General features: G+C 61.1%; 18 protein-coding genes, 1 tRNA gene and 1 pseudogene. 12 read left to right on the forward strand and 8 right to left on the reverse strand.

Annotated elements, in window-relative coordinates; translation table 11 throughout:
- The first annotated feature begins 39 nt into the window (after window positions 1-39).
- Both EFQ99_RS14245 and EFQ99_RS14250 read left to right on the forward strand, forming a co-directional pair.
- Entirely contained in the window at window positions 40-1,707 is a 1,668-nt protein-coding gene (locus EFQ99_RS14245) for an ABC transporter permease (RefSeq protein WP_126921663.1), read from the forward strand.
- A complete protein-coding gene (locus tag EFQ99_RS14250) occupies window positions 1,704-2,741 on the forward strand; it encodes an ABC transporter ATP-binding protein (RefSeq protein WP_126921664.1) in 1,038 nt (345 codons plus the stop codon). The genes EFQ99_RS14245 and EFQ99_RS14250 overlap by 4 nt, the downstream gene beginning before the upstream one ends.
- A gap of 2 nt (window positions 2,742-2,743) precedes the next feature.
- Here EFQ99_RS14250 and EFQ99_RS14255 read toward each other — a convergent pair whose 3' ends face one another.
- Window positions 2,744-4,078 carry a glucoamylase family protein gene (locus EFQ99_RS14255; RefSeq protein WP_126921665.1) on the reverse strand — a complete coding sequence of 445 codons (1,335 nt, stop codon included), beginning with the start codon at window positions 4,076-4,078 and terminating at the stop codon, window positions 2,744-2,746.
- Between the two features lie 247 nt (window positions 4,079-4,325).
- Window positions 4,326-5,768 (reverse strand): M81 family metallopeptidase, encoded by a 1,443-nt coding sequence (locus EFQ99_RS14260; protein ID WP_126921666.1) that lies wholly within the window; start codon window positions 5,766-5,768, stop codon window positions 4,326-4,328.
- 302 nt (window positions 5,769-6,070) lie between these two features.
- Here EFQ99_RS14260 and EFQ99_RS14265 point away from each other — a divergent pair, with 302 nt between their 5' ends.
- Window positions 6,071-7,780 (forward strand): ABC transporter ATP-binding protein/permease, encoded by a 1,710-nt coding sequence (locus tag EFQ99_RS14265; RefSeq protein ID WP_126921667.1) that lies wholly within the window; start codon window positions 6,071-6,073, stop codon window positions 7,778-7,780.
- Window positions 7,781-7,862: 82 nt separating this feature from the next.
- Here EFQ99_RS14265 and EFQ99_RS14270 read toward each other — a convergent pair.
- The 5 genes and pseudogenes from EFQ99_RS14270 to EFQ99_RS14290 form a co-directional block, all read right to left on the reverse strand.
- Window positions 7,863-9,180 (reverse strand): annotated as a pseudogene (locus EFQ99_RS14270) (glucoamylase family protein).
- A gap of 184 nt (window positions 9,181-9,364) precedes the next feature.
- Window positions 9,365-11,827, reverse strand: a complete 2,463-nt coding sequence (locus EFQ99_RS14275) for a phosphoketolase family protein (protein WP_126921668.1) — start codon at window positions 11,825-11,827, stop codon at window positions 9,365-9,367.
- An 87-nt stretch (window positions 11,828-11,914) separates the two neighbouring features.
- Window positions 11,915-12,586, reverse strand: coding sequence for a CBS domain-containing protein (locus EFQ99_RS14280; protein WP_126921669.1), 672 nt, complete (start codon window positions 12,584-12,586; stop codon window positions 11,915-11,917).
- Window positions 12,587-12,947: 361 nt separating this feature from the next.
- Window positions 12,948-13,736: a hypothetical protein gene (locus tag EFQ99_RS14285; RefSeq protein WP_126921670.1), complete on the reverse strand. Its 789-nt coding sequence runs from the start codon at window positions 13,734-13,736 to the stop codon at window positions 12,948-12,950.
- 147 nt (window positions 13,737-13,883) lie between these two features.
- Window positions 13,884-13,958: transfer RNA gene (locus EFQ99_RS14290), tRNA-Gly, on the reverse strand.
- A gap of 258 nt (window positions 13,959-14,216) precedes the next feature.
- Between EFQ99_RS14290 and EFQ99_RS14295 the strand changes: the two genes are divergently transcribed.
- The 4 genes from EFQ99_RS14295 to EFQ99_RS14310 all read left to right on the forward strand — a co-directional run bounded on the left by EFQ99_RS14295 (window position 14,217) and on the right by EFQ99_RS14310 (window position 17,013).
- The gene (locus EFQ99_RS14295; protein WP_126921671.1) at window positions 14,217-14,726 is read left to right on the forward strand and encodes a prolyl-tRNA synthetase associated domain-containing protein; all 510 of its coding nucleotides are present in this window, start codon (window positions 14,217-14,219) and stop codon (window positions 14,724-14,726) included.
- Window positions 14,727-14,886: 160 nt separating this feature from the next.
- Window positions 14,887-15,861, forward strand: a complete 975-nt coding sequence (trxA, locus tag EFQ99_RS14300) for a thioredoxin (RefSeq protein ID WP_126921672.1) — start codon at window positions 14,887-14,889, stop codon at window positions 15,859-15,861.
- A gap of 267 nt (window positions 15,862-16,128) precedes the next feature.
- On the forward strand, window positions 16,129-16,815 hold the full coding sequence (locus tag EFQ99_RS14305; RefSeq protein ID WP_208722766.1) for an LON peptidase substrate-binding domain-containing protein: 687 nt from the start codon (window positions 16,129-16,131) through the stop codon (window positions 16,813-16,815).
- 9 nt (window positions 16,816-16,824) lie between these two features.
- Window positions 16,825-17,013, forward strand: a complete 189-nt coding sequence (locus tag EFQ99_RS14310) for a Trm112 family protein (protein WP_003567459.1) — start codon at window positions 16,825-16,827, stop codon at window positions 17,011-17,013.
- 18 nt (window positions 17,014-17,031) lie between these two features.
- Here EFQ99_RS14310 and EFQ99_RS14315 read toward each other — a convergent pair whose 3' ends face one another.
- Window positions 17,032-18,246, reverse strand: coding sequence for a ubiquinone biosynthesis hydroxylase (locus tag EFQ99_RS14315; RefSeq protein WP_126921674.1), 1,215 nt, complete (start codon window positions 18,244-18,246; stop codon window positions 17,032-17,034).
- Between the two features lie 84 nt (window positions 18,247-18,330).
- On the opposite strand from EFQ99_RS14315, the gene tesB reads away from it, so the two are divergent.
- From tesB to EFQ99_RS14340, 5 genes are all read left to right on the forward strand, one after another.
- A complete protein-coding gene (gene tesB / locus EFQ99_RS14320; protein WP_126921675.1) occupies window positions 18,331-19,215 on the forward strand; it encodes an acyl-CoA thioesterase II in 885 nt (294 codons plus the stop codon).
- Window positions 19,216-19,426: 211 nt separating this feature from the next.
- Window positions 19,427-19,777, forward strand: coding sequence for a P-II family nitrogen regulator (locus EFQ99_RS14325; RefSeq protein WP_003543684.1), 351 nt, complete (start codon window positions 19,427-19,429; stop codon window positions 19,775-19,777).
- A 28-nt stretch (window positions 19,778-19,805) separates the two neighbouring features.
- Window positions 19,806-21,230 carry an ammonium transporter gene (locus tag EFQ99_RS14330; RefSeq protein WP_126921676.1) on the forward strand — a complete coding sequence of 475 codons (1,425 nt, stop codon included), beginning with the start codon at window positions 19,806-19,808 and terminating at the stop codon, window positions 21,228-21,230.
- 241 nt (window positions 21,231-21,471) lie between these two features.
- Window positions 21,472-24,141 (forward strand): FtsK/SpoIIIE family DNA translocase, encoded by a 2,670-nt coding sequence (locus tag EFQ99_RS14335; RefSeq protein WP_126921677.1) that lies wholly within the window; start codon window positions 21,472-21,474, stop codon window positions 24,139-24,141.
- Window positions 24,142-24,281: 140 nt separating this feature from the next.
- Entirely contained in the window at window positions 24,282-24,950 is a 669-nt protein-coding gene (locus EFQ99_RS14340) for an outer membrane lipoprotein carrier protein LolA (RefSeq protein ID WP_126921678.1), read from the forward strand.
- Window positions 24,951-25,075: the final 125 nt, after the last annotated feature.

Here is a 25,075-nt window from a genome sequence, read left to right on the forward strand (position 1 = left end):
GCCAAAACTATTGCTTTTGGCTCAAGAAAACCTTAGGGCATGACGAAATCCGGCAACCGCCCTTTAAAGGCGGTTGCCTTCCTTTTTCAGCGTGTGAAGGCATCGGCCTTGCTGCAGGACAACAGATTGCTCGCATCCGGCAACGCGGCACCGGTCGCGCCGAAGGGCGCGCGAATGGGTTTGCCGCGCGGGCGCATGCCGCATGCATCCGTGATGCTTCTCGCGACCGTCGTTGCGATCTTCAGTCTCGTGCCGCTCGGCTTCATCGGCTGGATAACCTACGATGTCGGCTGGGAAACGGTGAAGGCGCTCGTCTTTCGGTCGCGCGTCGGCGAACTCCTCGTCAATACGGTTCTGCTGGAATCGATCACCATTCCGCTGTCGATCGCGCTTGCGGTGACGCTCGCCTGGCTCACTGAACGGACCGACATTCCTTTCGCAAGGCTCTGGGCCTGGCTTGCGATCGCACCACTCGCCGTGCCGGCCTTCGTGCACAGCTATGCCTGGGTCAGCCTCATTCCCGGCATGCGTGGCCTGCAGAGTGGCGTCTTCGTCTCGGTGATCGCCTATTATCCGTTCCTCTATCTGCCGGTCGCCGCTGCGCTGCGCCGTCTCGATCCGGCCATCGAGGATGCCGCAGCCTCGCTCGGCCTCGATCCCTGGCGCGTCTTCTTCCGTGCCGTTCTGCCGCAGCTGAGATTTGCCATTTGCGGCGGCTCGCTGCTGATCGCGCTGCATCTGCTGTCGGAATACGGTCTGTTCGTGATGATCCGGTTCGACACGTTCGCAACGGCGATCGTCGACCAGTTCCAGTCCTCCTATAACAGCCCGGCCTCCAACATGCTCGGCGGCGTGCTCGTTGGCTGCTGCCTTTTTCTGCTTGGCCTCGAAGTGCTGCTGCGCGGCAACGAACGTTATGCCCGCGTCGGCTCCGGCTCGCCGCGTCCGGTGGACCGCCGGCGGCTCGGCTGGTTCGTCGTGCCGGCGGTTCTGCTGCCCGTCATCCTGGCGGTGCTGACGCTTGGTGTGCCGCTGGTGACGCTCGGCCGCTGGCTCTATCTCGGCGGCGCCGGTATCTGGCGCATCGAAGTCGGCAACGCTTTCCTGCAGACGATCGTGCTTGCCGTCGTCGGCGGCGCGCTGGCGACGATTGCCGCAGCACCGATGGCCTGGCTTTCGGTGAGGGCGCCGGGCCGCTTCCAGCGCGTGCTCGAGGCCTGCCATTATTATGTCGGTTCGCTGCCCGGTGTTGTCGTGGCGCTGGCGCTGGTGACGATCACCGTGCGTCTCGTGCTGCCGCTCTACCAGACCTTCGCAACGCTGCTCGTCGCCTATGTGATGCTTTTCCTGCCGCGCGCCATGGTGGGGCTGCGCGCCAGCATCGCCCAGGCGCCGGTGGAACTGGAGCGCGCCGCAATGGGTCTCGGCCGCACGCCGGGCCAGGCGGTGCGCCAGATCACCATGCGGCTTGCCGCACCCGGAGCCGCCGCCAGCGTTGCGCTTGCTGCACTTGGCATCACCAACGAACTCACGGCGACGCTGATGCTGTCGCCCAACGGCGTCGATACGCTGGCGACGAAATTCTGGTCGCTGACCAGCGAGATCGACTATGTCTCGGCCGCCCCTTACGCCTTCATGATGATCGTGTTGTCGCTGCCGCTTACCCTGATGCTCTATACCCAATCGAAACGGACCGCCGGCCAATGACGCTGCTTACGATCGAAAACATCAGCAAGCGTTATGGCCCGGTTCAGGCGCTGAAGGATATCGTGCTCGAAGTGCAGGCGGGCAGCCGCACCGCCGTCGTCGGACCGTCTGGCTCGGGCAAGACGACGCTGCTGCGCATCATTGCGGGGTTCGAGCAGCCCGATGCCGGCCGGGTGACGCTGGATGGCGGCTTGCTTGCCGACGGTCCGGCCGCGGTGCCGGCCCACAAGCGCGGCATCGGCATCGTCTCGCAGGACGGCGCGCTGTTTCCGCACTTGAGCGTCGCCGAGAATATCGGCTTCGGCTTCGAGCGTGGGGCGGCCGATCGCGAGAAACGCATCGTCGAACTGCTCGATATGGTCGAGCTCGACCGTGGCATGCTGACGCGGCGCCCGCATCAGCTTTCCGGCGGCCAGCAGCAGCGCGTGGCACTCGCCCGTGCGCTCGGGCGCAAGCCGCGGCTGATGCTGCTCGACGAACCGTTCTCGGCGCTCGATACGGGCCTGCGTGAAAACATGCGCAAAGCGGTTGCGCGCGTGTTGCAGGCGGCCGGCATTACCGCCATCCTCGTCACGCATGATCAGGAAGAGGCGCTGAGCTTTGCCGATCAGGTCGCGGTCTTGAGGGAAGGGCGGCTGATCCAGGCCGGATCGCCGCAATCATTGTATCTTCATCCCAAGGATCGCGAGACGGCGCTCTTCCTCGGCGATGCCGTGCTGCTGCCCGCCATCATCCGCAACGGCCTTGCTGACTGCGCGCTCGGCCATGTCGCCGTCGAAGGCAGCCGTCAGGGCAAGGCGGAGATCATGCTGCGGCCCGAGCAAATCCGGGTCGTTGCCGATGAAAGCGATCGCAGCTATGGCGGACGGGTGGTCGAGGTGGAGTTCGGCGGCGCGGTCTGCACCGTCGCCGTTTCGCTCGACGGTGTCGCCCTGCCGCCGATCCGGATCAAAACCTCAAGCGTCGCGCTGCCAGCGCGAGGCGACCTCGTCCGTCTCGATATATCAGGCAAGGCGCACGTCTTCGAGCGCTAGATTTAACCGAACTTGCGCACCACTTCGTCCGGCTCGATCCCTTCGATCCAGCCGCCGGTAAAGCCGGCGCGCTCCAGCCCGAGACGGATGGTCGGCGATTGCCGCATCAGTTTCCAGATGAAGTCTGAGCGTTCGTTCTCGATCGTCATGACCACGAGGCCCTGGTCGATGCCGACGGTGCGGTCGTCGACCCAGCCTTCCGGCCGCTTGGTCTGGACGGTCGGATTGAAACCGCCGGGAAAGCCGCCTTCCAAGAGCAGGTTCGGATAAGTGGTCAGAAGCGCCTTGGTGCCGTCGAGAGCCGCCTGCTTGTCATAAGGCAGGCAGGCAAGTGCGGCCCAGGGCGCGATCGTGCCGTCATCCGGTCCGAGCGGGGCGCCACGTGCGGCATAGCCCAGAACCTTCGGTTGGCGGCCGCCGCGCATGCGCCGTGTCGGCGGTGGGCCGTCGCAGGCGGAAAAGCCCCAGATGTTCCTGTTATAGCCGACAAACTGGGCGGGATTGCGCTCGGCGTAGTCACGCTGGACGTTGATGACGACCTGCGTGTTGCGGAAATAATCCCAATTCCGCTCCGCCATAGGCTTGTCCTGAATGCCGCGGAAATCGATCCAGGCATGCGAGAAGAGATGGATGAAGAGCGGCCCAGCATAGAGATAGGGCTGTTCGCCATGCATCATCCAGGAATAGCTCGATGTGAAGGCGTCGTAGCACGACTGCGGGATCGGGTGCGTCGGCGAGGCGAGCGCCAGCGCATAGAGGATGATCGCCTCGTCGAAGCCGTGATAGCGCCAGCGCAGGAAGCCGGAAGAGGGCTTCCAACCCATCGAGATGGTGTCGCCCTTGTTCAGCGCCCAGCGCCAGTCGACGCGCTCGTAGATGAAGGTCGCGAGCTCTCGGATCTCGGTTTCCGTCTCGTCGTCTTCGCGGCTGAAATACTGCGCAGCGGTCAGGATGCCGGCGACAAGCAGCGCCGTGTCGATGGTCGAAAGCTCGCTGTTCCAGGCGCGATGGCCGGTATCCATGTGCAGGAAATGGTAGAAGAAGCCGCGATGGCCCGTCGCGTGGCGTTCCTCGCCCTGACGCGCCTCGGCGAAGAAGCGCAGCGTATTGACCGTGCGCTCGGCCGCTTCCTCTCGGCTGATCCAGGAACGCTCGACACCGACGGGATAGGATGAAAGCGCAAAGCCGACAGCCGCGATGCTCGCCGGCACGCCGCCGATCGAGGTATCGGCTACGAGGCCATTCTCGGGATTGGAATATTTCAGGAAGTACTTGAACGCTGAATGCTGCAGCCTGTCGACAAGCGCGGCATCAATGTCTTCAATCCGTTGCAGCATAGGCTCCTACCCAACTGTTGCATCGCCCCATGCTTGAACATGGTGGACGTTCCTCAGCAAATCAAACCTTTTTGATTCGCAGAGATAAGAGAACACAAATGGGCGGAAGTGGTCGTTAACAATTATCGGTGAAATAGTATCGAGGAAAAGTCATATAAGCGGTGCAGCAAAACGGATAAGCCGCGCCTCTTTGGAACAGCTTATTTCCCGCAATACTTGTTTCATCAGGCGTTGCTCGGAGCGGTCCTTACACCCCCATCGAGCGTGCGGAGAGGAAAACCTGCGGCTCGAAGGCGAAATCCTTGTCGAAGGGATAGGTCGGGTGCTGCTTGCGCAGCCGCGGCAGCCGCTCGACGAACTGGTCGACCACGCCGGGCGACAGCGCCATGAGGTTCGGATTGGCGATCGGCGCCAGCTCCGGCGAGAGATAGCCCGATTTGACGACGATGATTTTCGCTGCGTGCGGATCGAGGCCGAGCCGGGTGAAATCGGCGATGCTGTGATAGGGGCGGCGCTTGGAGGAAAGCACGAGATCGATGCCATCAATCGAAATCACCGCCTGGCGATCGGCTTGATCTGATGTTTCATGCAGGAATTTCACGGTGAAGCGGGCCGTGACCGGCTTGCTCCCCTTGGTATCGAGCGAGGCGCCGACGCTGAGGGTGAGATCCGCACCCACACCCGCGGCATAGCAAGCCTCGGTCGCCGGCTTGTCAGTGATGCCGGCGAAGACGACGCCGGTCGCACCCTTGGCGATCAGCTCGGCCAGCACATCGGCCCGGTCCCCGACCCCGCCGCCTGTGGGGTTGTCGCCGGATTCGGCTAGCACGACAGGGGCGGTCGGGCTTGCGATTGCTCTGGCGACACATTCCTCGATCGAGCCGGTCTCGCAGCCGAAGACGAAATCTTTCCGCACGTCCCAATAGGCCTGGGCGAGACGTATGGCTTCGCGCTCCAGCACGGCGCGGTCGGTGCCGGTCATGATGGCGGCGGCCGTGGCGCGGGGTTCATCGGCCCAGACATAGCCAACCATCAGCGACGCATCCCAGATGCCGTCGATCGCATCGATCTCGGGCAGCATGTCATAGAGGCTCTTTGCCGGCTCATCGACAGTGCTGGTGCGCTCGCCGGGCAGGACGACCGGGATCTGCGCCCAGAGGACCACCGGCTTCACGCCGGTTCCCAGGCTCTTCACCAGCATGGAGACGGAACGGCGCATCGTCTCCTCGACATCAATGTGCGGCGCAGTGCGATAGGTGGAGTAGATATCGAGCGCATCGATGATGCGCTGGGTGACGTTTCCGTGCAGGTCATAGCTTGCCGAAACCGTGCAATCCTCGCCGACCAGCGCGCGGGCCGCGCCGATCCAGTCGCCCTCGGCATCCTCCATGCCCTCGACATACATGGCGCCGTGCATGGCGAGATAGAGACCATCAAGCGGCAGCATCGGCTTCAGCCGCTCGAGGAATTCGCCCTTGAAAGCCTCGTAGGCAGCGCGCGAAACCGGGCCGCCGGCAATGGCGCGGGCATGGACCGTCGGCAGGAATTCGGCGTCGTAATCCTTGAGGAAGGCGAAGTAGGGGGAATCCAGCAGCGCCACGTCGCGCAGTACGCGAAAATCCTTCTCCTCGTTCAGGACCGGATTGTATGTACTGCACTCGATATGAATGCCACCGACGGCGATGCGCATGAGGAACCTCAGATGATGTTGGGAGCAGTCAGGACGTTAGGGGTGGTGCCGTCGGCTCTGCCTTTCGGAGCCAATGCAGCCGACAGGAATTTAGGGGCCATCTGACACCAAGCGCGCGTCGGCTGCAAGCGGCGTATGCGCATCGTCCTCGATAAGCTCGCCGCCTCGCGGCAGCCGAGAACGGTCGTCCACGAAGCTGTAGTCCGTCTTGTGCCTGAAAAGCCACGTCCGTCTCGTGTGTCGCTCTCCCTCGTGGATTTTTCACGCTATAGTTCATTCCCCAAGACACGGCGGGGGCGAATATGAGCACGCAGCAAATTCCGCTCAAGGTAACGGCGACACGGCTCGTCCGCGCGGTCAGACTCTTTATGACTTCCGATGTCGGCGGACGAGCCGCCTTCCTTCTCGCCTCCCTGATCGCTCTTTTTGGCGGCGTCAGTGCTCTGAATGTGGTCAACAGCTTCGTCGGTCGACACTTCATGACTGCCATCGCTGAAAGGCAGACTGCCGAATTCATCCGCCAGGCGATCCTCTACGCCGGCGCTTTCGCTGCCTCGACGATTGTCTCGGTGATCGCGCGCTTCGCCGAAGAGCGACTGGCTTTGCTTTGGCGGGAATTCCTCACCCGTCGCGCCATCGGCCTTTATATGAGCGACGGTGCTTTCTACCGGCTCGGCGTTCAGGGCACACTCTCTTTCCCCGATCAGCGGATCGCGGAGGATATAAAGGCATTCGCGACGACGACGCTTTCGTTCCTGCTCATGCTGCTCAGCAGCCTTTTGACGGTTTTCACTTTTTCGAGCGTGTTATGGCTGATCAGCCCGCTTCTTTTCTTTACCGCTGTCATCTACGCGGCCTTCGGATCGTTTATGACGATCGTCTTGGGACGGCCTTTGATCAAACTGAATTATAACCAACTCGACAATGAAGCGGCCTTCCGCTCCGGGCTGATCAGTGTCCGGGAAAACGCGGAATCGATTATGATCGAGGGCACGGAGCAGCGCCATGCCAACCGATTGTCGAGGCAGTTCGACGATCTCGCCGCGAACTTCAGGCGGATAATTTCCGTCAATCGCAATGTCGGGTTCTTCACCACCGGTTACAACTGGATGATCCAGATCCTGCCTGTTGTCATCATCGCGCCTGCTTTCATGCGGGGCGACATGGAATTCGGCGTGATCACGCAGTCGGCGGCAGCCTTTGCGATGCTCGTCGGCGCGTTTTCCTTCATTGTCGCACAATTCAACTCGATCTCGAGCTTCGCGGCCGTCGTAGCGCGCATCAGTTCCCTCATTGAGGCGATCGAAAGCGCGCATGGCGCGCCGGATACGCGCTTCGAACGCATCGAGGCCGAAGGAATTTTCGCTTACGAACGCCTGACGCTGACATCGCCGAGCGGTGAGGTATTGCTGAAGGACTTGTCGGTCCTTATCCCGGCCGACAGACGGGTGGTCGTAACCGGAGAGGGCGACGCCGCAGGCGCAGCCTTGTTCCGGGCCACAGCGGGACTAGATATGTCGGGGATAGGACGCATCGTCACCCCATCTCATCAAGACGTGCGGTTTCTCGGTCAGCGAACCTATTCGGGGCCGGGAACCCTGCGCCAGATCGTGGCGCCATCAAAGCCTTCGGCCGAGGCAACGGATGCTGAAATCCTCGCTTTGCTGAAGAATGTCGGGCTCGCCCGCGATCTCATGCCTGGCGACCTCGACAGCGAACAGGACTGGGCCAGCTTGCTGTCGCCGCGCGAACAACAGCTCGTCGCGCTTGCGAGCGCGCTCGCGGCCACTCCGTCATACATTGTCCTGGAAAAGGCCGACGCCATCTTCGGACATGAGCTTCTTGCCGAGATCCTCAGGCTGTTTGCGGAGCGAAGGATCGCCTGCATCAATTTCGCCGAACCGGGTGCGCCGCGTTCAGCCTATGATGCCGTTCTCGAATATGGTCCTGGCGGTTCCTGGACGTGGATCGATCAAAGGGCTAGAGGTGAAGATGAAGCCCGGCCTCTTTGACGGCTTCTTCGAATGCGACCCGCGCCACGTAGATTAGAGCCCGAATCCGGCCTGTAGCGACCCCCGCGCATCGACGCCACCCTCACAACCAGCCGTCTGAAAAACCCGCCCGCCTCAAACCGACCACCACCGGCTCGCACCGACGCATAATGTTCCACAGCAGGCCGGTTCGATAATTTTCGATCATCAGGACGACGGGACCCTGGTCGATGCCGAAATGATAAGGGCTGACCCACCATTCGTCGTTCTTGTCGTTCATCGTATATGTCCGGTTGAACGATGGCCTGAACCCATAAAGCCGGGTCATGCCAAGTTTCATGCGGGCAAAATTCCTGACGGTCGGGATGACAATTTCCGGCGCAAACGGCAGCGAGGCTACCGCTGCCCAGGGAGATACCGTTCCGTCATGGCCCATAGGGTGCGCCGCGCGCGATATAGTCGAAGAATTCCCTGTCGATGCCGTCTATGTTTCTCTTCGTCCAACCGGGGCCATCGCTTGCCGTGAAACCCCAGCAATGTTCTCCGTAGCCTGCAAAGCCCAGCGGATTGCGGATGGCGTATTCCTGCTGAACGAAGGTGGCGTGCCGGCTGTTCTGGAAATAATCGCTGCCGTGCTCGCGCATGAATTTGTCGCGAATGTCGCGAAAATCGATCCACATATGGGAGAGCTGATGTGTGAAGAGCGGACCGGAATAGAGCAATTCGCGGCCGAAGATATTCCGCCATTCGTAGCTCTCCGTATAGGCCGCGTAGCTTTCCGGCGGCAGGGGGTGGCTCGGTGAGCCGAGACCGAGAATGTAAAGCAGCAGACCTTCGTCATAGCCGCGCCAGCGATAAGGGATGAAGCCGTTTTCCGGTCGCCAGCCGTGGGTGAGCGTCGCCCCATGGTCGCAAGCCCAGTTCCAGTCCGCCCGCTCGTACAACGATGTGGCAAGGGTCCGAACCTTTGCCTCGTCCTCGGTGTCTGCATCGAAATAGGTTGCGACAGTCAGCGCGCCGGCGAACAGGAAAGCCGAGTCGATCGTCGACAGTTCGCACTGCCAGACCCTTCGTCCCGTCTCGATATCCAGGAAATGGTAGAAGAAGCCCTTGTAGCCGGAGGCGTCCGGCTCCGGTCCCTGGTGGCAAGACATCAGGAATTCCAGCCGGCGCCGGGCGATCTTGGCGGCAAACTCACGAATGACGATGCCGCGTTCCACCACGACCGGAATGGTGGCCAGCGCCATGCCAATGGCGGCGATACTCGCCGGGGCGCCTGCCTGGGTCTTGTCGCGGACCAATCCGTTATCCGGATTGGTGCATTGCAGATAATAGAGCAAGGTCGTGAACTGAAGGCGACCGAGGTCCTCCTCCGTCGGTATCCGGTTCAGTTCGGGATCGGTTGACGGCAACTCCGGCATAACTGGCTAACCACCGAGAAGATGAGATGATTTCGTGGAGTATCCGGAGCCGGCTCTGGTCGGGCGCAGCGCGTTCTCGCGAGATGCGCCCGACGCATGAGCAGCAGCGGCGCCTCCGATATTGCCGGTCGACCCGACCATCGGGCAGACCCCACCATCGAAATGGGCATCAGCCCGTCGCCGTCTAGGCATTGTCTCCCTCTGTGGAGGTCGCCGCCTTCCCCTTCGCGGTGCTCTTGACGCCCCAAGTCCAGCCGCTGATCTCAGGCATGTCATCACCATGCGCCTCGATATATTGCCGGTGCTCGATCAGCTTGCCACGAACCGCCTGCTTGAAGTAGGCCGCGCGCGCGCCAAGCTGCGGCAGCCGATCGATGACGTCTTCGACAAGATGAAAGCGATCGAGCTGGTTCAGAACGACCATGTCGAACGGCGTCGTCGTCGTTCCCTCCTCCTTATATCCTCGAACATGCAGGTTCTTGTGGTTGGTCCGCCGGTAAGTCAGCCGGTGGATCAGCCAAGGATATCCGTGGAAGGCGAAGATGATCGGCTTGTCCTTTGTGAAGAGCGCATCGAAATCCGGATCCGAAAGCCCATGGGGATGTTCGCTCGAGGGCTGCAGCTTCATCAGATTGACGACATTGATGACCCGCACCTTCACCTGAGGAAGGTGCTCGCGGATCAGCTGGACGGCGGCGAGCGTCTCCAGGGTCGGTACATCGCCGCAGCAGGCCATGACCACATCCGGTTCCGCATCCCGGTCATTGCTGGCCCATTGCCAAATTCCGAGGCCTTCGGCGCAGTGCTTGATGGCTTCATCCATCGTGAGCCATTGCGGAGCGGGCTGCTTGCCTGCCACCACCACGTTCACATAGTTGCGGCTGCGCAGGCAGTGATCGGTAACGGACAACAGCGTGTTGGCATCCGGCGGAAGATAGACCCTGATGACCTCGGCCTTCTTGTTGATCACATGGTCGATGAAACCTGGATCCTGATGCGAAAAGCCGTTGTGATCCTGCCGCCAGACATGCGAGCTGAGGAAGTAGTTGAGCGACGCGATTGGCCGCCGCCAGGGAATGTGATTGCACACCTTCAGCCATTTGGCATGCTGGTTGAACATCGAGTCGATGATGTGAATGAAGGCCTCGTAGCAGGAGAAGAAGCCGTGGCGCCCGGTCAATAGATAGCCTTCAAGCCAGCCCTGGCATTGATGCTCGCTTAAGACCTCCATGATGCGACCGTCGGGCGACAGGTGATCGTCCTCGGGATAGATCTCGGCCATATAGCAGCGATCCGTCACCTCAAGCACGTCCTGCCAGCGATTGGAATTGTTCTCGTCGGGACTGAACAGCCGGAAGTTCTTGCTGTTGAGGTTGAGCTTCATTACGTCGCGAAGGAACTTGCCCATGGCGCGAGCGGATTCGGTGGTCACCGATCCGGGCTTGGGCACCGAGACGGCATAATCGCGGAAATCCGGCATCTTCAGATCGCGCAGCAACAGGCCGCCGTTTGCATGCGGATTGTCGCTCATCCGGCGATGCCCCGTCGGCGCCAGCGACGCGAACTCGGCGCGTAGCTTCCCGTCACCGTCGAAAAGCTCCTGAGGCCTGTAGGTGTTCATCCAATGCTGAAGGATCTTGATATGCTCCGGCTTGTCCATGTCGCCCATCGGCACCTGGTGCGAGCGCCAATAGTCCTCGCATTTCTTGCCGTCGATCTCGGCAGGGCAGGTCCAGCCCTTCGGCGTGCGGAAGACGATCATGGGCCATGCCGGGCGGCTGACATTCCCCTTGCTTCGAGCTTCCGTCCAGATCCTCTTGATCGTTGCGACGGCGGTGTCCATCGCGGCGGCGAGCTGCTGCTGCACCTGATCAGGCTCGTGGCCTTCGACAAAAAGGGGGGCATATCCCATTCCCTCGAAGAACTTCACCAATTCCTCCTTGGGAATGCGGGCGAGGAAACAGGGATTGGCGATCTTATAGCCGTTGAGGTGCAGGATCGGCAGAACGCAGCCGTCACGGGCGGGATTGAGAAATTTGTTTCCGTGCCATCCCGTCGCGAGCGGTCCGGTTTCGGCTTCGCCGTCGCCGACGATGCAGGTGACGATCAGATCGGGATTGTCGAAGGCTGCACCATAGGCGTGGCTGAGGGCATAGCCGAGTTCGCCGCCTTCATGAATGCTTCCGGGTGTTTCGGGAGCGACGTGGCTCGGGATGCCGCCGGGAAAGCTGAACTGCTTGAAGAGCCGCTTCATGCCCTCCTCGTCCTGGCCGATATTCGGATAAACTTCGCTGTATGTTCCCTCGAGATAGGCATGCGCGACAAGCGACGGGCCGCCGTGGCCGGGGCCGATCACATAGATCATGTTGAGATCGTCCCGCTTGATCACCCGGTTGAGGTGCACATAGAGCATGTTCAGGCCGGGCGAGGTTCCCCAATGGCCGAGCAGCCGAGGCTTGATGTGCTCGCGGGCCAGAGGCTTTTTTAAAAGCGGATTGTCGAGCAGATAGATCTGCCCGACCGACAGATAGTTCGATGCCCGCCAGTAGGCGTCCATCAGGCGCAGCTCCTCGGCGGAAAGTGTCGTCTTGGCATGCGATGTTGCCGAGGCTGTTTTTTTCATCACTGCCGTTTCAGCTGAAGCCATCTCAGTCTCTCCATCAAAATGACAATTGTGGAAGCTCGCCGGTTCGGCTTCGCCAGGGCCGGCGCCGTTCATCTCGACACTACGGCACTATTGAGGAGGCGATTCCGGGAAATGCTCCACCACCCCGCGAACACCGTTGACTCCCTCCGCCAGGACCCGCGCCGCCCGGCGGCAAGCAGGCGTATCGACCTTGCCCCAAAAATGCACGATCCCTTCGGTGACCGTGACGGTCACATCCAGCCCTTCCAGGCCGGTGTTTTCATCGAGCCGGATCAGGATGCTGCGCCGAATGGCTTCGTCGCCCACTGCCGTGTCGTCGGGTTTTGCCGAGTAAATGACCTGCAGAAGATCTGCACGGCTGACGATACCAATGAGTTTGCCGTCCCGCAGGACAGGAATGCGCTTGATGCCACGATCCTGCATCAGCCCGGCGACACGGGAAAGAGGTGCATCCTCGTCGATGGTAACAGGATCGGGTGTCATGACGTCGCCCACCCTCCACGCGCACCGCTTTACAAAAGCGTTCGCCCTTTCATCTGGCCCAAGCCCCATGTCCGCCTTCAGGACGAAGGCGCCGCTCGATAGTTCCGTTCGACGGATCAGATCGCCCTCGCTGATGACGCCCAGCAAATGCCCACTATCGTCGACGACAGGAATGCCGCTGACGTGTTGATCGGACATCAGCCTGGCTGCATGCCGAACGCCATTGTCAGGTGATAATGTGACGACCGTCGTCGTCATGACATCTTTGACAAGCATGTCGATCCAGCTCCGGTCACATCTCCTCAAGGTTCCATCGCCCCAAGGTTCGAGACGTTATTGTCGGACCTAGTGCCTTCCGACAAAACTCCAAGAGCCTAGTCGGTTACCAGCCCGTTTTGCATTGAGCAGGATCAATCGGGCGCTGTGATAAAGACTCTAAAACGCGCAGCTTCAGGCGGCGGCTTGTTTTATATTGAAGATATCCGTGATGCGCGATTCGCCGCGCGGCTGGTGGCGATGCCAAACACGCGCCGTGAGGATCTAATACCCTTAACGCGTCTAGCGTATTGATTTTCTGAATGTCGCATTCTTCGGCCATGGCTATCAGCCAACGGATACCTGCCAAAAAAGCTTCGCGCTAGCGCTCCTCCACAAGCTCGCTAGCGGCTCTCTCGTACAGTTCATTCAATATGTCATAGATATGCGTCACCGGGCACCCGAAGATCTTGCGCTCCGATTTCCTCCACGATGACTGAATCGCGACTATCCAATATTTGTTCGATCGCTCGGTGTTGAGCCCGAAAATCGGCCCGCCGCTCATGCCCTTAAGGCTCTCTAGGCTGGTCTGGCTGTCAATCGTGGCGATGAACCGGGGGAACAATGTACTTTGCTCCTCCGCCTCCGCTTTTTTGAGCCTCAGCATCGTCAAAGCAACTGTAGCGTTTCCCGAAGGGGATACCCGCTCGGAAGTCAACTCAGAGGGAAGGCCGAGCAGGAAGAAAACATCCAGGTCCGCGGGCTCATTCCGTGAAGCTTCGTATGTAAGCGGGACGATGTTATGTTTCTCGATCAACCGAGCTTGGTGCTCATGTAGAAACAAGACACCGAAGTCGAGACCTTGTTCATCGTTGTGAAAATGTAGGCGCGGCGAATTCTTAAGATCATAGGGAACACCGAGATCACTCAGCTTCGTCTCTCCGAAAGTGTCCAGTAACTGGCAGCCCAGGCTTATGATGTCCCGATGGTTCAGAGCCTCATCCAAATATTCAACTACGTGACCGGCTGTAAGGATGCCGAGTATGTCTCCAATGCGTATCAACAGCCCTGAAGCCGCAAAGAAGCGGTCCGGCCCTTCATCATCCCTAAAGCGAGAATTGACGCTTATCGCAACAAAGTGGCGCGCAAAAAATGTTTGAACATCGGTCATTCGCGGCGGCACCCTGGCTGATAGATGCAGATCGGGAATCAATAGCGCCGTTGCTTTGGCACGGTACCTATATGGTACCTCGCTTTGCGAGCGCGCAAGAGCGCTGGCGCAAGCGCCGCACAAGTAAGTAATTTTCCTATGGAAAACTGGAGCGGGCGAAGGGATTCGAACCCTCGACCCCAACCTTGGCAAGGTTGTGCTCTACCCCTGAGCTACACCCGCTCAATCCGCATCGGTCCGGGGTAGTCGTTGGACCGTGGGCGCCGCCTCGTGGCGACGGGCGCTATATGGCCTAACGGATTTTCAAATGCAACAGGGAAATGACGAAGAGGCGAAGAAAAAAATCCGGCGTCTGCGCAAGCGGGTCGGAAAGGCCGCAAATGCAGGGGTAAAGCGTCGGTCGCGAAGATTGCCAAACGATGTGGACGGACTTAATCAGGACGCCTCGACTTTTCCTTATCCCATTCCATGGATTGCCCGATGCCAGAAAACGCCCCCAAGACAAGAGAAGAATTGTTCGCCTTCCTCGATGGGCTCGGCATCGCTCACAAGACGGTCGATCATGCGCCTGTTTTCACCGTGGCGGAATCGGTTGCGCTGCGTGACGAGATCCCCGGCGGCCACACCAAGAACCTCTTCATCAAGGACAAGAAGGACCGGTATTTCCTGCTGACTGTGGAGGAGAATGCCGAGGTCGACCTCAAGCAGGTGCATAATTTGATCGGCGGGTCCGGCCGGGTCTCTTTCGGCAGGGCGGAGAAGCTGATGGAATATCTCGGCGTCGTTCCCGGCGCCGTTACCGCATTCGGCGCGATCAACGATACCGCCGGGAATGTCACCTTCGTGCTCGACGCCGATCTGATGCGCGAGGAGATCGTCAACTGCCATCCGCTCTCCAACGATGCGACGACGTCGATTGCGAGCGGCGACCTCGTCCGTTTCATGGAAGCGACGGGACATAAGCCGCTTGTCTTGAAAGTGACGTCCTGACATACGATTTTAGCGCTAAAAGCGCGTTGCGAACTTTTAGATTCGCTTGCCGCGCTTTAGCCTTTGGTTTTGCGCATGTCTTTTCGCAAAACCGCTACGCAGTTTTGCGGGACATGCTTTAGCAAAGACGCCGGCAGGATCGGCGCGGCGGGAGATACCTATGAGTGGCAGCGACAACCCCTATAACGGTTCGTTCGGAAATCAAATGACGGCGACGACAAGCTTTGGCGCAGCACCGGAACCCGCGGTTGCGGCCGGCAGCTACATCAAGGACACGACGACCGCGAATTTCGGCAAGGACGTCATCGAGGATTCGCGCAACCAGCCGGTGCTGGTCGATTTCTGGGCGCCCTGGTGCGGTCCGTGCAAGCAGCTGACGCCGGTCCTGGAAAAGGTGGTCAACGAAGCCAATGGCCGGGTCAGGCTGGTCAAGATGAACATCGACGATCATCCCTCGATCGCCGGCCAGCTCGGCATCCAGTCGATCCCCGCCGTCATTGCCTTCGTCAACGGCCGCCCGGCCGACGGCTTCATGGGCGCGGTGCCGGAAAGCCAGGTCCGCCAGTTCATCGACCGCATTGCCGGTCCGGCCGGCGCCGATGAGGCCGCCGAGATCGAAGCTGTGCTCACGGAAGCGGCGGAGCTGCTTGCCGCCGGCAACATCAACGAGGCTGCCCAGCTTTACGCCGCCGTGATGCAGGCCGCTCCTGACAACGCCAAGGCGCTTGCCGGAATGGCCGAATGCATGATCGCCGCAAACCAGCATCAGCGGGCGCGCGAAACCCTGACCGATCTGCCTGAAGAGGTGGCCAAGGACGCCGGCATTCAGGCGGTGCTGAAGAAGCTCGACCAGATCGAAGAGGCCCGCAAGCTCGGTGATCCCGTTGCGCTCGAAGGTGAGCTGGCGGCAAATCCCGACAATCACGAGGCGCGACTGAAGCTCGCCAAAATCCTCAATGTCGAAGGCCGGCGCGACGAAGCGGCCGAACATCTGCTGCAGATCATGCGCAAGGACCGTACCTTTGACGATGACGGCGCCCGCCGCCAGCTGCTGCAGTTCTTCGAGGTCTGGGGCTTCAAGGATCCGGCAACCGTTGCCGCCCGCCGCAAACTTTCGGCAATGCTGTTCTCATAAGGCATGGCGCGCAAAAGGGTGCAGCGGGTTTGCGTCTACGACACGCGTAAAACAGAGGCCTAAAGCGCGAGAACCGAATCTGAGGGGTCGCGACGCGCTTTAGCGGTTACGCGTCTGAGCCAACGTGATCTATCGCCTTGAAGCCACGCATAATCTTTTCGAAAATCGATTCCGATTTTCATTCTGCGCTAAGTTTCGAGTGTCTGCCCTTGCGTTTTCGGACGGGGGCACCACATTCTCGTCAGAACGGGCATGCCCGTTACAAGAATGCGGGACGGTTTCATGCAAGTCGGGAATGCCAGATACCTGAAGCCGGGCGATCTGCCTGATGCGATCGCCGTCTTCCCCTTGACCGGTGCTCTTCTCCTACCGGCCGGGCAGCTTCCTCTCAACATCTTCGAGCCGCGTTATCTCGCGATGCTTGATGCGGCGCTCGCCGGAAACCGGCTGATCGGCATGGTGCAGCCGGCGCTCGGCGAACATGAGGACAAGAGCGGCGAGCACCATCTCGCCGCTGTCGGCTGCCTCGGCCGCATCACATCCTTCGCCGAGACAGGCGACGGGCGCTATATCGTGTCGCTGACCGGTGTCTGCCGCTTCCGGCTGCTCGAGGAGAAGGCGACCGGCTATCCCTTCCGCACTTTCCGCATCGCCCCCTTCATCGCCGACCTCTCGGCCGAAAATGAGGAGGAGGCCGTCGATCGCGCGGCACTTCTGACTGCCTTCAAGGCCTATCTCGATGCCAACAAGCTGGAGGCCGACTGGGAGAGCGTCGAGCGGGCAAGCAATCTGACGCTCGTCAATTCGCTCGCCATGATGTCGCCGTTCGGGCCGGCCGAAAAGCAGGCGCTGCTCGAGGCGCCAGACCTGAAGACGCGGGCCGAGACGCTGATCGCCATTACCGAGATCGTGCTGGCGCGCGTCTTCGGTGACTCGGACACGGTTCTGCAGTAGACTTCGGCCATGGACGAAAAACTCAGCCGCGTCGATCCGAAACTGCTCGAACTGCTGGTCTGCCCGCTCTCCAAGGGGCGGCTTTCCTATGATCGCGAGCACAACGAACTCGTTTCGGAAAAGGCGCAGCTTGCCTATCCGATCCGCGACGGCATTCCGATCATGCTGGTGTCCGAGGCCCGGCGCCTCGACGAATAGCGCCTCTAGAAATCGCTGCTAAATCGTCTCCCCGGCCAGCAGGCGGGGATTGTCCTTTGCCGTCGTTCCAGAGGCCTGGCCGATGAAGAAGGATTTGAGGCGCGGCAGACGGTCGACAAGGCCGAGGCCGACGTCGCGGGCGATGCGGATCGGCGTCGCGTCGTTGGAGAAGAGCCGGTTCAGCACGTCTGTTGTCACACCCATGCGGAAAGTGTCGAACCGCCGCCAGGTCTGATAGCGCTCGAGGATGTTGATCGAGCCGATATCGAGGCCGAGGCGATCGGCCTCCACGACGGTTTCGGCAAGGGCCGCCACATCCTTGAAGCCGAGATTGAGACCCTGCCCCGAAATCGGGTGAATACCGTGGGCGGCGTCGCCGGCCAGCGCGAAACGCGGCGCGACGAAGGAGCGGGCGAGCGTCAGGCCGAGCGGGAAGGCCCGCTTGTCGCCGATGACCTTCAGCGCCCCCAGCTTGTGGCCGAAGCGGCGTTCGAGCTCCTCTTCGAAAATCAGATCGTCGGCCGCGACCAGCCGGTCGGCGTCATGCGTCAGCTCCGTCCAGACGAGCGAGGAGCGGTTGTTCTTGAGCGGCAGGATGGCGAAGGGGCCGGCCGGTAGGAAATGTTCCTCGGCGCAGCCCTCGTGCGGCCGCTCGTGTTCGACGGTCGCGACGATGCCGGATTGGCCGTAATCCCAGGTGACGGTTTTGATGCCGGCGAGATCGCGCAGCTTGGAGCGCACGCCGTCGCAGGCGACCAGCAACCGGGCCTCCAGCGCGCTGCCGTCCGAAAGCGTGACCGTGACATGGCTGTCCTCAGTCTTCAGTTCCGTGGCACTCAAGCCGTGGCGGATGTCGATGCCGAGCCGCTCGCAGAGGCCGCGCAGTGCCGCGACCATGGCGACGTTCGGGATCATGTGGGCGAAGGGCCGGCCTTCCGCCACTTCGCCGTCGAAGGTGAGAAAGACCGGGCGCACCGGATCGGAGGTTCGGGAGTCCGTTACGATCATCTTGGCGATCGGCTGGGCTTCGGGTTCGATCTCGTCCCAGATGCCGAAGACCTCGAGCATCTTCGCAGCCGCCGCGATGATGGCGGAGGCGCGCGTATCGCCTTTCCAGACATGCTCGGGGGCTGCCTCGACGACCGCGACATCAAGGTGCGGTGCCGCCTGCTTGACCGCGACAGCAGCGGAAAGGCCGACATAACCTCCGCCCACAACCAGCATGTCCAGCATCGCGCCGCTCCCGTACCTTGTACCTCAGATGTGATCTATATAGATCATCGCAATCTCACTTCCTACCACTGGGAGACGTACAAAATGACGCGCGAGACATCAGGATCTTCGGCGATGGAGACGCTGCTTTCGACGCTCGACCTGGAGCCGATCGAGGTCGACATCTTCCGTGGCCGCAGCCCGCAGGCCGGCTGGCAGCGGGTCTTCGGCGGTCAGGTGATCGGCCAGGCGCTGATGGCGGCGCAGCGCACCATCGAGGGCGAGCGTTTCGTGCATTCGCTGCATGCCTATTTCATGCGCCCCGGCGATCCTTCCGTGCCGATCATCTACCAGGCGGAGCGTATCCGCGACGGATCAAGCTTCAACACCCGGCGGGTGGTTGCGATCCAGCACGGCAAGGCGATTTTCGCGCTGTCGGCTTCCTTCCAGGGGGAGGAGCCCGGTTTCGACCACCAGATCGCCATGCCCGAGGTGGCGGCGCCGGAGACGCTGCTCGGCGAGCAGCAGATCAAGGAGCAATATCTCGCGCATGCGCCCGAAGCGGTCCGGAAATACTGGCAGCGCGAGCGGCCGATCGAGATCCGGCCGGTTTCGCTGACGCATTATTTTTCCGACAAGAAGCTCGATCCCAGGCAGGACGTCTGGGTGCGCGCCACCGGCCCGGTTCCCGACGACCGGCTCTACCAGGCGGCCGTGCTTGCCTATCTCTCCGACATGACGCTGCTCGACACCGCGCTTTATGCCCATGGCACCTCCATCTTCGACCAGAGCCTGCAGGTGGCGAGCCTCGATCACTCCATGTGGTTTCACAGGCCCTGCAAGCTCGATGACTGGCTGCTCTATACGCAGGACAGCCCATCGGCTTCGGGCGCCCGTGGGTTGACCCGGGGCAGCCTGTTTACGCGCTCGGGCGAGCTGGTCGCCTCCGTCGCGCAGGAGGGTCTGATTCGGAAAAAGGCAAATGAATAAATAATGTGCATCTTGGTAAATTTGCGCATTATTTGTGCGCTTATTGGCCGGTCATTTGCCTCATTATTGGCGCTCTCAATTATAGTATTTATTTTTCAATAACTTACGCACTGGCTTCGAATCTGGCACGCCCTTTGAATGTACATCCGCGGTCGCTGTTCAGGAACGTCAGCGGCAAGGAGAGTCGGCTCCGCGCCGAGGATAACGAAGGATGGGAAACCAGATGAAAATTGTGATGGCTATTATCAAGCCGTTCAAGCTCGATGAGGTCCGCGAAGCCCTTACGGCGATCGGCATTCAGGGCCTGACTGTGACCGAAGTGAAGGGCTACGGCCGCCAGAAGGGGCATACCGAAATTTATCGCGGCACCGAATATGCGGTCAGCTTCCTGCCGAAGCTCAAGATCGAAATCGCGGTTGCATCGGAACTCGTCGACAGAGCCGTCGAAGCCATCGCGGCCTCGGCCAAGACCGGCCAGATCGGCGACGGCAAGATTTTCGTCTATTCGATCGACCATGCCGTGCGCATCCGTACGGGCGAAACCGATTCAGAAGCGCTGTAAAGAGCGGCAGATCAAGGAGCTTTATTCCATGTCAATTTCGAAGTTTTCCTCTACCTTTGCGCTGGCTTGCGCAGCAACGGCTGCGCTTCTGGCGCCCGCCGTCGCTTTCGCGCAGGAGACCGCGCCAGCTGCTGCCGCCGCTGCTCCCGCCTTCACCATGGACAAGGGTGACAATACCTGGATGCTCATCTCCTCGGCGCTCGTCCTGCTGATGACGATTCCGGGCCTCGCGCTTTTCTACGGCGGTCTCGTTCGCGCCAAGAACATGCTCTCCGTGCTGATGCAGGTCTTCATGATCACCGCCGTCGTGGCGCTGATCTGGGTGACCTACGGCTATTCGCTGGCCTTCACCGACGGCGGCTCGCTGAATAGCTTCGTCGGCGGCTTCTCCAAGGCGTTCCTTGCCGGCGTCAATACCTCGTCGCTCGCCGAAACCTTCTCGAAGGGCGTCGCCATTCCCGAATACACCTTCATCGTGTTCCAGATGACGTTCGCCTGCATCACGCCTGGCCTCATCGTCGGCGCATTCGCTGAGCGTGTTAAGTTCTCGGCCGTTATGCTCTTCGTCGTGCTCTGGGTCACGTTCATCTACTTCCCGATGGCACACATGGTCTGGTTCTGGGGTGGCCCGAGCTCCTACACCTCGCCGGCCGGCCTGATCTTCTCCTACGGCGCAATCGACTTCGCCGGCGGCACGGTCGTTCACATCAATGCCGGTATCGCAGGCCTCGTTGGCGCCATCATGCTCGGCAAGCGCACGGGCTATAAGAAGGAAATCATGGCTCCGCACTCGATGACGCTCACCATGGTTGGCGCATCGCTGCTCTGGGTCGGCTGGTTCGGCTTCAATGCCGGCTCCAATCTCGAAGCCAATTCTTACGCCTCGCTTGCCTTTATCAACACCTTCGTTGCGACGGCCGCTGCCGCCGTATCCTGGTGCATCGTTGAAAGCCTCGCCCGCGGCAAGGCTTCCATGCTCGGCGGCGCTTCCGGCGCTGTTGCCGGTCTCGTTGCCATCACCCCGGCAGCAGGTTTCGCAGGACCGATGGGCTCGATCGTTCTCGGCCTCATCGTCTCGCCGGTCTGCTACTTCTTCGTCGACGTCGTGAAGAACAAGTTCAACTACGACGACAGCCTCGACGTCTTCGGCGTGCATTGCGTCGGCGGCATCCTCGGTGCTCTCGGCACCGGTATCCTCGTCAACCCGGCCCTCGGCGGCGCCGGCATCGTCGATTACTCGACGGCCGATTTCGCTGCCTCCTATGCCGGTACGGCAACCCAGGTCCTAGCCCAGGCCAAGGGCGTGCTGACGACGCTCCTGTGGTCGGGTATCGGTTCGGCGATCCTCTACAAGATCGTCGACGTCGTCATCGGCCTGCGCGTGAGCGTCGAAGCCGAGCGCGAAGGTCTCGACCTCTCGACCCACGGCGAAGCCGCTTACCACTCTTCCTGATCACAGGGTTTGCGGCGCCCGGCAGAAGGGCGCCGCTCCACGGCCCGTCGCGGCCTATTTAACCGTAAGCCGCATTTGGCCCGGACCTTTCAAAGGTTCGGGCCTTTTTCATTTGGAATACGTATCCCGGCACGCATGGTTAACATCGCTTTAACCCCGCTCTGGTTAGGTGGAGCGGACGCATTTCGGCATGGCGAGGCTTTGGTGATTCGCCTGCCCAGGCATTGGACGGGTTAGACACATGGCAAGAAGCACGTCGCCGGCAATGGATGGCCGCCCGGATCGGTTCTCCTTCTCGGCATTCATGCTGCGGCAGATCCAGGCGCTCATCGGCTTTGCGATCTTTCTGCTGTTGGCGCTCTGCGTCGCCGCGCTGGCGACATGGAATGTCGCCGATCCCAGCTATTCCTATGCCACCGCCAACCTGCCGACGAATGTCCTCGGTTACAGCGGGGCCGCCTTTGCGGACATCGTCATGCAGTTCCTGGGGTTGGCAAGCGTCGTTTCGATGCTGCCGATCGTCGCCTGGGCGCTGGCGCTGATCTCGGGCCGCCGATTCAGCCGTATTCCTGCCCGCATGGGCGCCTGGCTCGCCGGCTCGGTGCTTTCCTCGGCCGTCATCGGCTGCTTTCCGCCGCCGCTTACCTGGCCGATCCCGAACGGCATCGGCGGCGTCGTCGGCGACATGATCCTGCGTTTTCCCGCACTCTTCGTCGGCGCCTATCCGACTGGCACTTTCGCCATGGTCGTCGGCTGCATCTTCTCCCTGCCGACAGCCTGGCTGATGCTGTTTGCTTCGGGCCTAGTCGGCCATAGCGATGCCGATGACGAGATCGAGGAAGATTACGTCGCTACAACAAGCAAGGCCCGTATCGTCGGAGACGAGGACGAAGAGGACGAATCCCGCTGGGTTGCTCTGAGCGGTGCCGTCACCCATGCCTGGTACATGAGCCACGGGCGGCTCCGCCGGCTCTTCGGGATGGGGCCGCGCAAGCGCCGTCAGGGCGATTTCGAATCGCCCTATGATTTCAACGATGACGAGTTCGGCACGCTGAACGAACCCGTGCGCGCCAAGGCGCCGACGCTCCGCAGCGAGCGCATGGAGCCGTCGATGGAATCGCGGGCGGTTTCGTCGCGGCGCGTCGTTGCCGCGCCGTCGCTTTCCATTGACGACGACGATGATGATGACGATCTGCCCTTCGATGCCGATATGCCGCCGCGCCCGGCCGATATCCTGCCCGATGACGATGACGACGACTGGATGATCCGCGCGCCGGCAAAGGCCGCCGGCAAACCGGAACCGCGCGTCGTCCCCGCGGTCGCGCGTCCGAAGCCCAGCGCCCGTGTCGAGCGGGAGGCGCAGGGTTCGTTCATCCGTCCGGAAGGTTTCCAACTTCCTTCGATGCATCTGCTCGCCGAGCCGAAGAACGTTGTGCGCGATTCCACGCTTTCGGCTGACGCGCTGGAGCAGAATGCGCGCATGCTTGAAGGCGTGCTCGAGGATTTCGGCGTCAAGGGCGAGATCATCCATGTCCGTCCCGGCCCTGTCGTCACCCTCTACGAACTGGAGCCGGCGCCCGGCATCAAATCGTCGCGCGTCATCGGTCTTGCCGACGATATCGCCCGCTCGATGAGCGCGATTGCCGCCCGTGTCGCCGTCGTGCCCGGCCGCAATGCGATCGGCATCGAACTGCCGAACCAGACGCGCGAGACCGTCTATCTCCGCGAACTCATCGCCTCCCGGGATTTCGAGGGCAGCAAGGCGAAACTCGCCATGGCGCTCGGCAAGACCATCGGCGGCGAAGCCGTCATCGCCGACCTCGCCAAGATGCCGCATCTGCTCGTCGCGGGCACCACCGGCTCCGGTAAATCGGTTGCCATCAATACGATGATCCTGTCGCTGCTCTACCGCATGACGCCGGAACAGTGCCGCCTGATCATGATCGACCCGAAAATGCTCGAACTCTCCGTCTACGACGGCATTCCGCATCTGCTTTCGCCTGTCGTCACCGATCCGAAGAAGGCCGTCGTCGCGCTCAAATGGACCGTCCGCGAGATGGAAGAGCGCTACAAGAAGATGTCGAAGATCGGCGTGCGCAATATCGACGGCTTCAACACCCGCGTCGAGCAGGCTTTGTCGAAGGGCGAGGCGATCTCGCGCACGGTGCAGACCGGCTTCGATCGGCATACCGGCGAGGCGATGTACGAGACCGAAGAATTCGATCTCAGGCCGATGCCCTATATCGTCGTCATCATCGACGAAATGGCCGACTTGATGATGGTCGCCGGCAAGGACATCGAAGGCGCCGTCCAGCGTCTGGCGCAGATGGCGCGTGCGGCCGGCATCCACGTGATCATGGCCACACAGCGCCCCTCCGTCGACGTCATCACCGGCACGATCAAGGCGAACTTCCCGACCCGCATCTCCTTCCAGGTGACATCGAAGATCGACAGCCGCACGATCCTGGGCGAACAAGGCGCCGAACAGCTGCTCGGCATGGGCGACATGCTCTACATGGCGGGCGGCGGGCGTATCCAGCGCGTACACGGCCCGTTCGTGTCCGATGTCGAGGTGGAAGAGATCGTCTCCTATCTGAAGACACAGGGCTCGCCGCAGTATCTCGACGCGATTACCGCCGATGAGGACGAGGACGGCGATTATGGTGGCGGCGGCCCGGCCGGCACCTCGAACCTTTCGGATTCGGAAGACCCCTACGACCAGGCCGTTGCCATCGTGCTGCGCGACGGCAAGGCCTCGACCTCCTATGTCCAGCGCCGGCTCGGGATCGGTTACAACCGCGCCGCGTCGCTCATCGAGCGCATGGAGAAGGAAGGCATCATCGGCCCTGCCAATCACGCCGGAAAGCGTGAAATTCTCGTTCCGACCGAGGCCGATATCCTCGACCGCTGAGGAAACAGGCATATATTTGCAATACAGCCGTTTTGCGGAAACCTGACTGCATGGCAAGCCGTTACCTCTCGCGAGGCTGATCGCAGCGCCTTGAAGACGCCGCCTTTCGACGGCATGCAGATCTCATAAAGGAGATTTAGATGAGTAACTCCGATTCCTTCCTCTCCGGCCTGACGACGACGCGCCGCGGACTTCTGGGCGCCTTCGCCGTTGCGGCGACGGCGACCGCCGTTCCGCTCGGCGCCTTCGCGCAGGCGGCGGCGCCAGCTTCGGGCACCGCGCAGGCGATCGCCGACCATTTCTCCGGCGTGACGACGATGCAGGGGGAATTCGTGCAGTTCGGTCCGCGCGGCGAACAGACCGGCGGCAAGTTCTTCATCCAGCGTCCCGGCAAGCTGCGCTTCAACTATGACGACCCGTCGCCGATGCGCGTGATCGCCGACGGCAAGAATGTTGCGATCGGCAATACCAAGCTCAAGACATGGGATCTCTATCCGCTCTCCAAGACGCCGCTCAGCCTGCTGCTGGCGCAGCATATCGATCTTTCCGCCGGCATGGTGAAGGGCGTGAAGGAAGAGTCGGATCTGACGACGATCGCCCTCGGCAACAATACGGTATTCGGAAATTCGACCATCACCATGATGTTCGACCCGAAGACCTACGACCTGCGCCAGTGGACGATCACCGACAATCAGGGCAAGGACACGTCGGTGATGATCTTCAACGTCAAAACAGGCGTGCAGTTCGACGACCGGGTGTTCCGCGTGCCATACGAGAACATCCCCGGTACGGCCGCCTCGCGCGACTGAGCCTTTTCGGTCGATCGCCGGCCGCTCCCTCAAGTGGGTTCCCTCCCGCTTGCCTTTGTTCTAAAGCCCTTTCATGAAAGCGTCGCATCGAATATCGCTGCGCGGTTCGGGCTAGGCATTGGCCG

The organism is Rhizobium vallis (assembly GCF_003985155.1).
Taxonomy (GTDB): domain Bacteria; phylum Pseudomonadota; class Alphaproteobacteria; order Rhizobiales; family Rhizobiaceae; genus Rhizobium; species Rhizobium vallis.

Coding starts and splice junctions, on each gene's coding strand:
- EFQ99_RS14245 (WP_126921663.1), top strand. CDS start 40: ATGACGAAATCCGGCAACCGCCCTTTAAAGGCGGTTGCCTTCCTTTTT.
- EFQ99_RS14250 (WP_126921664.1), top strand. CDS start 1,704: ATGACGCTGCTTACGATCGAAAACATCAGCAAGCGTTATGGCCCGGTT.
- EFQ99_RS14255 (WP_126921665.1), bottom strand. CDS start 4,078: ATGCTGCAACGGATTGAAGACATTGATGCCGCGCTTGTCGACAGGCTG.
- EFQ99_RS14260 (WP_126921666.1), bottom strand. CDS start 5,768: ATGCGCATCGCCGTCGGTGGCATTCATATCGAGTGCAGTACATACAAT.
- EFQ99_RS14265 (WP_126921667.1), top strand. CDS start 6,071: ATGAGCACGCAGCAAATTCCGCTCAAGGTAACGGCGACACGGCTCGTC.
- EFQ99_RS14275 (WP_126921668.1), bottom strand. CDS start 11,827: ATGGCTTCAGCTGAAACGGCAGTGATGAAAAAAACAGCCTCGGCAACA.
- EFQ99_RS14280 (WP_126921669.1), bottom strand. CDS start 12,586: ATGCTTGTCAAAGATGTCATGACGACGACGGTCGTCACATTATCACCT.
- EFQ99_RS14285 (WP_126921670.1), bottom strand. CDS start 13,736: ATGACCGATGTTCAAACATTTTTTGCGCGCCACTTTGTTGCGATAAGC.
- EFQ99_RS14295 (WP_126921671.1), top strand. CDS start 14,217: ATGCCAGAAAACGCCCCCAAGACAAGAGAAGAATTGTTCGCCTTCCTC.
- trxA (WP_126921672.1), top strand. CDS start 14,887: ATGAGTGGCAGCGACAACCCCTATAACGGTTCGTTCGGAAATCAAATG.
- EFQ99_RS14305 (WP_208722766.1), top strand. CDS start 16,129: ATGCGGGACGGTTTCATGCAAGTCGGGAATGCCAGATACCTGAAGCCG.
- EFQ99_RS14310 (WP_003567459.1), top strand. CDS start 16,825: ATGGACGAAAAACTCAGCCGCGTCGATCCGAAACTGCTCGAACTGCTG.
- EFQ99_RS14315 (WP_126921674.1), bottom strand. CDS start 18,246: ATGCTGGACATGCTGGTTGTGGGCGGAGGTTATGTCGGCCTTTCCGCT.
- tesB (WP_126921675.1), top strand. CDS start 18,331: ATGACGCGCGAGACATCAGGATCTTCGGCGATGGAGACGCTGCTTTCG.
- EFQ99_RS14325 (WP_003543684.1), top strand. CDS start 19,427: ATGGGAAACCAGATGAAAATTGTGATGGCTATTATCAAGCCGTTCAAG.
- EFQ99_RS14330 (WP_126921676.1), top strand. CDS start 19,806: ATGTCAATTTCGAAGTTTTCCTCTACCTTTGCGCTGGCTTGCGCAGCA.
- EFQ99_RS14335 (WP_126921677.1), top strand. CDS start 21,472: ATGGCAAGAAGCACGTCGCCGGCAATGGATGGCCGCCCGGATCGGTTC.
- EFQ99_RS14340 (WP_126921678.1), top strand. CDS start 24,282: ATGAGTAACTCCGATTCCTTCCTCTCCGGCCTGACGACGACGCGCCGC.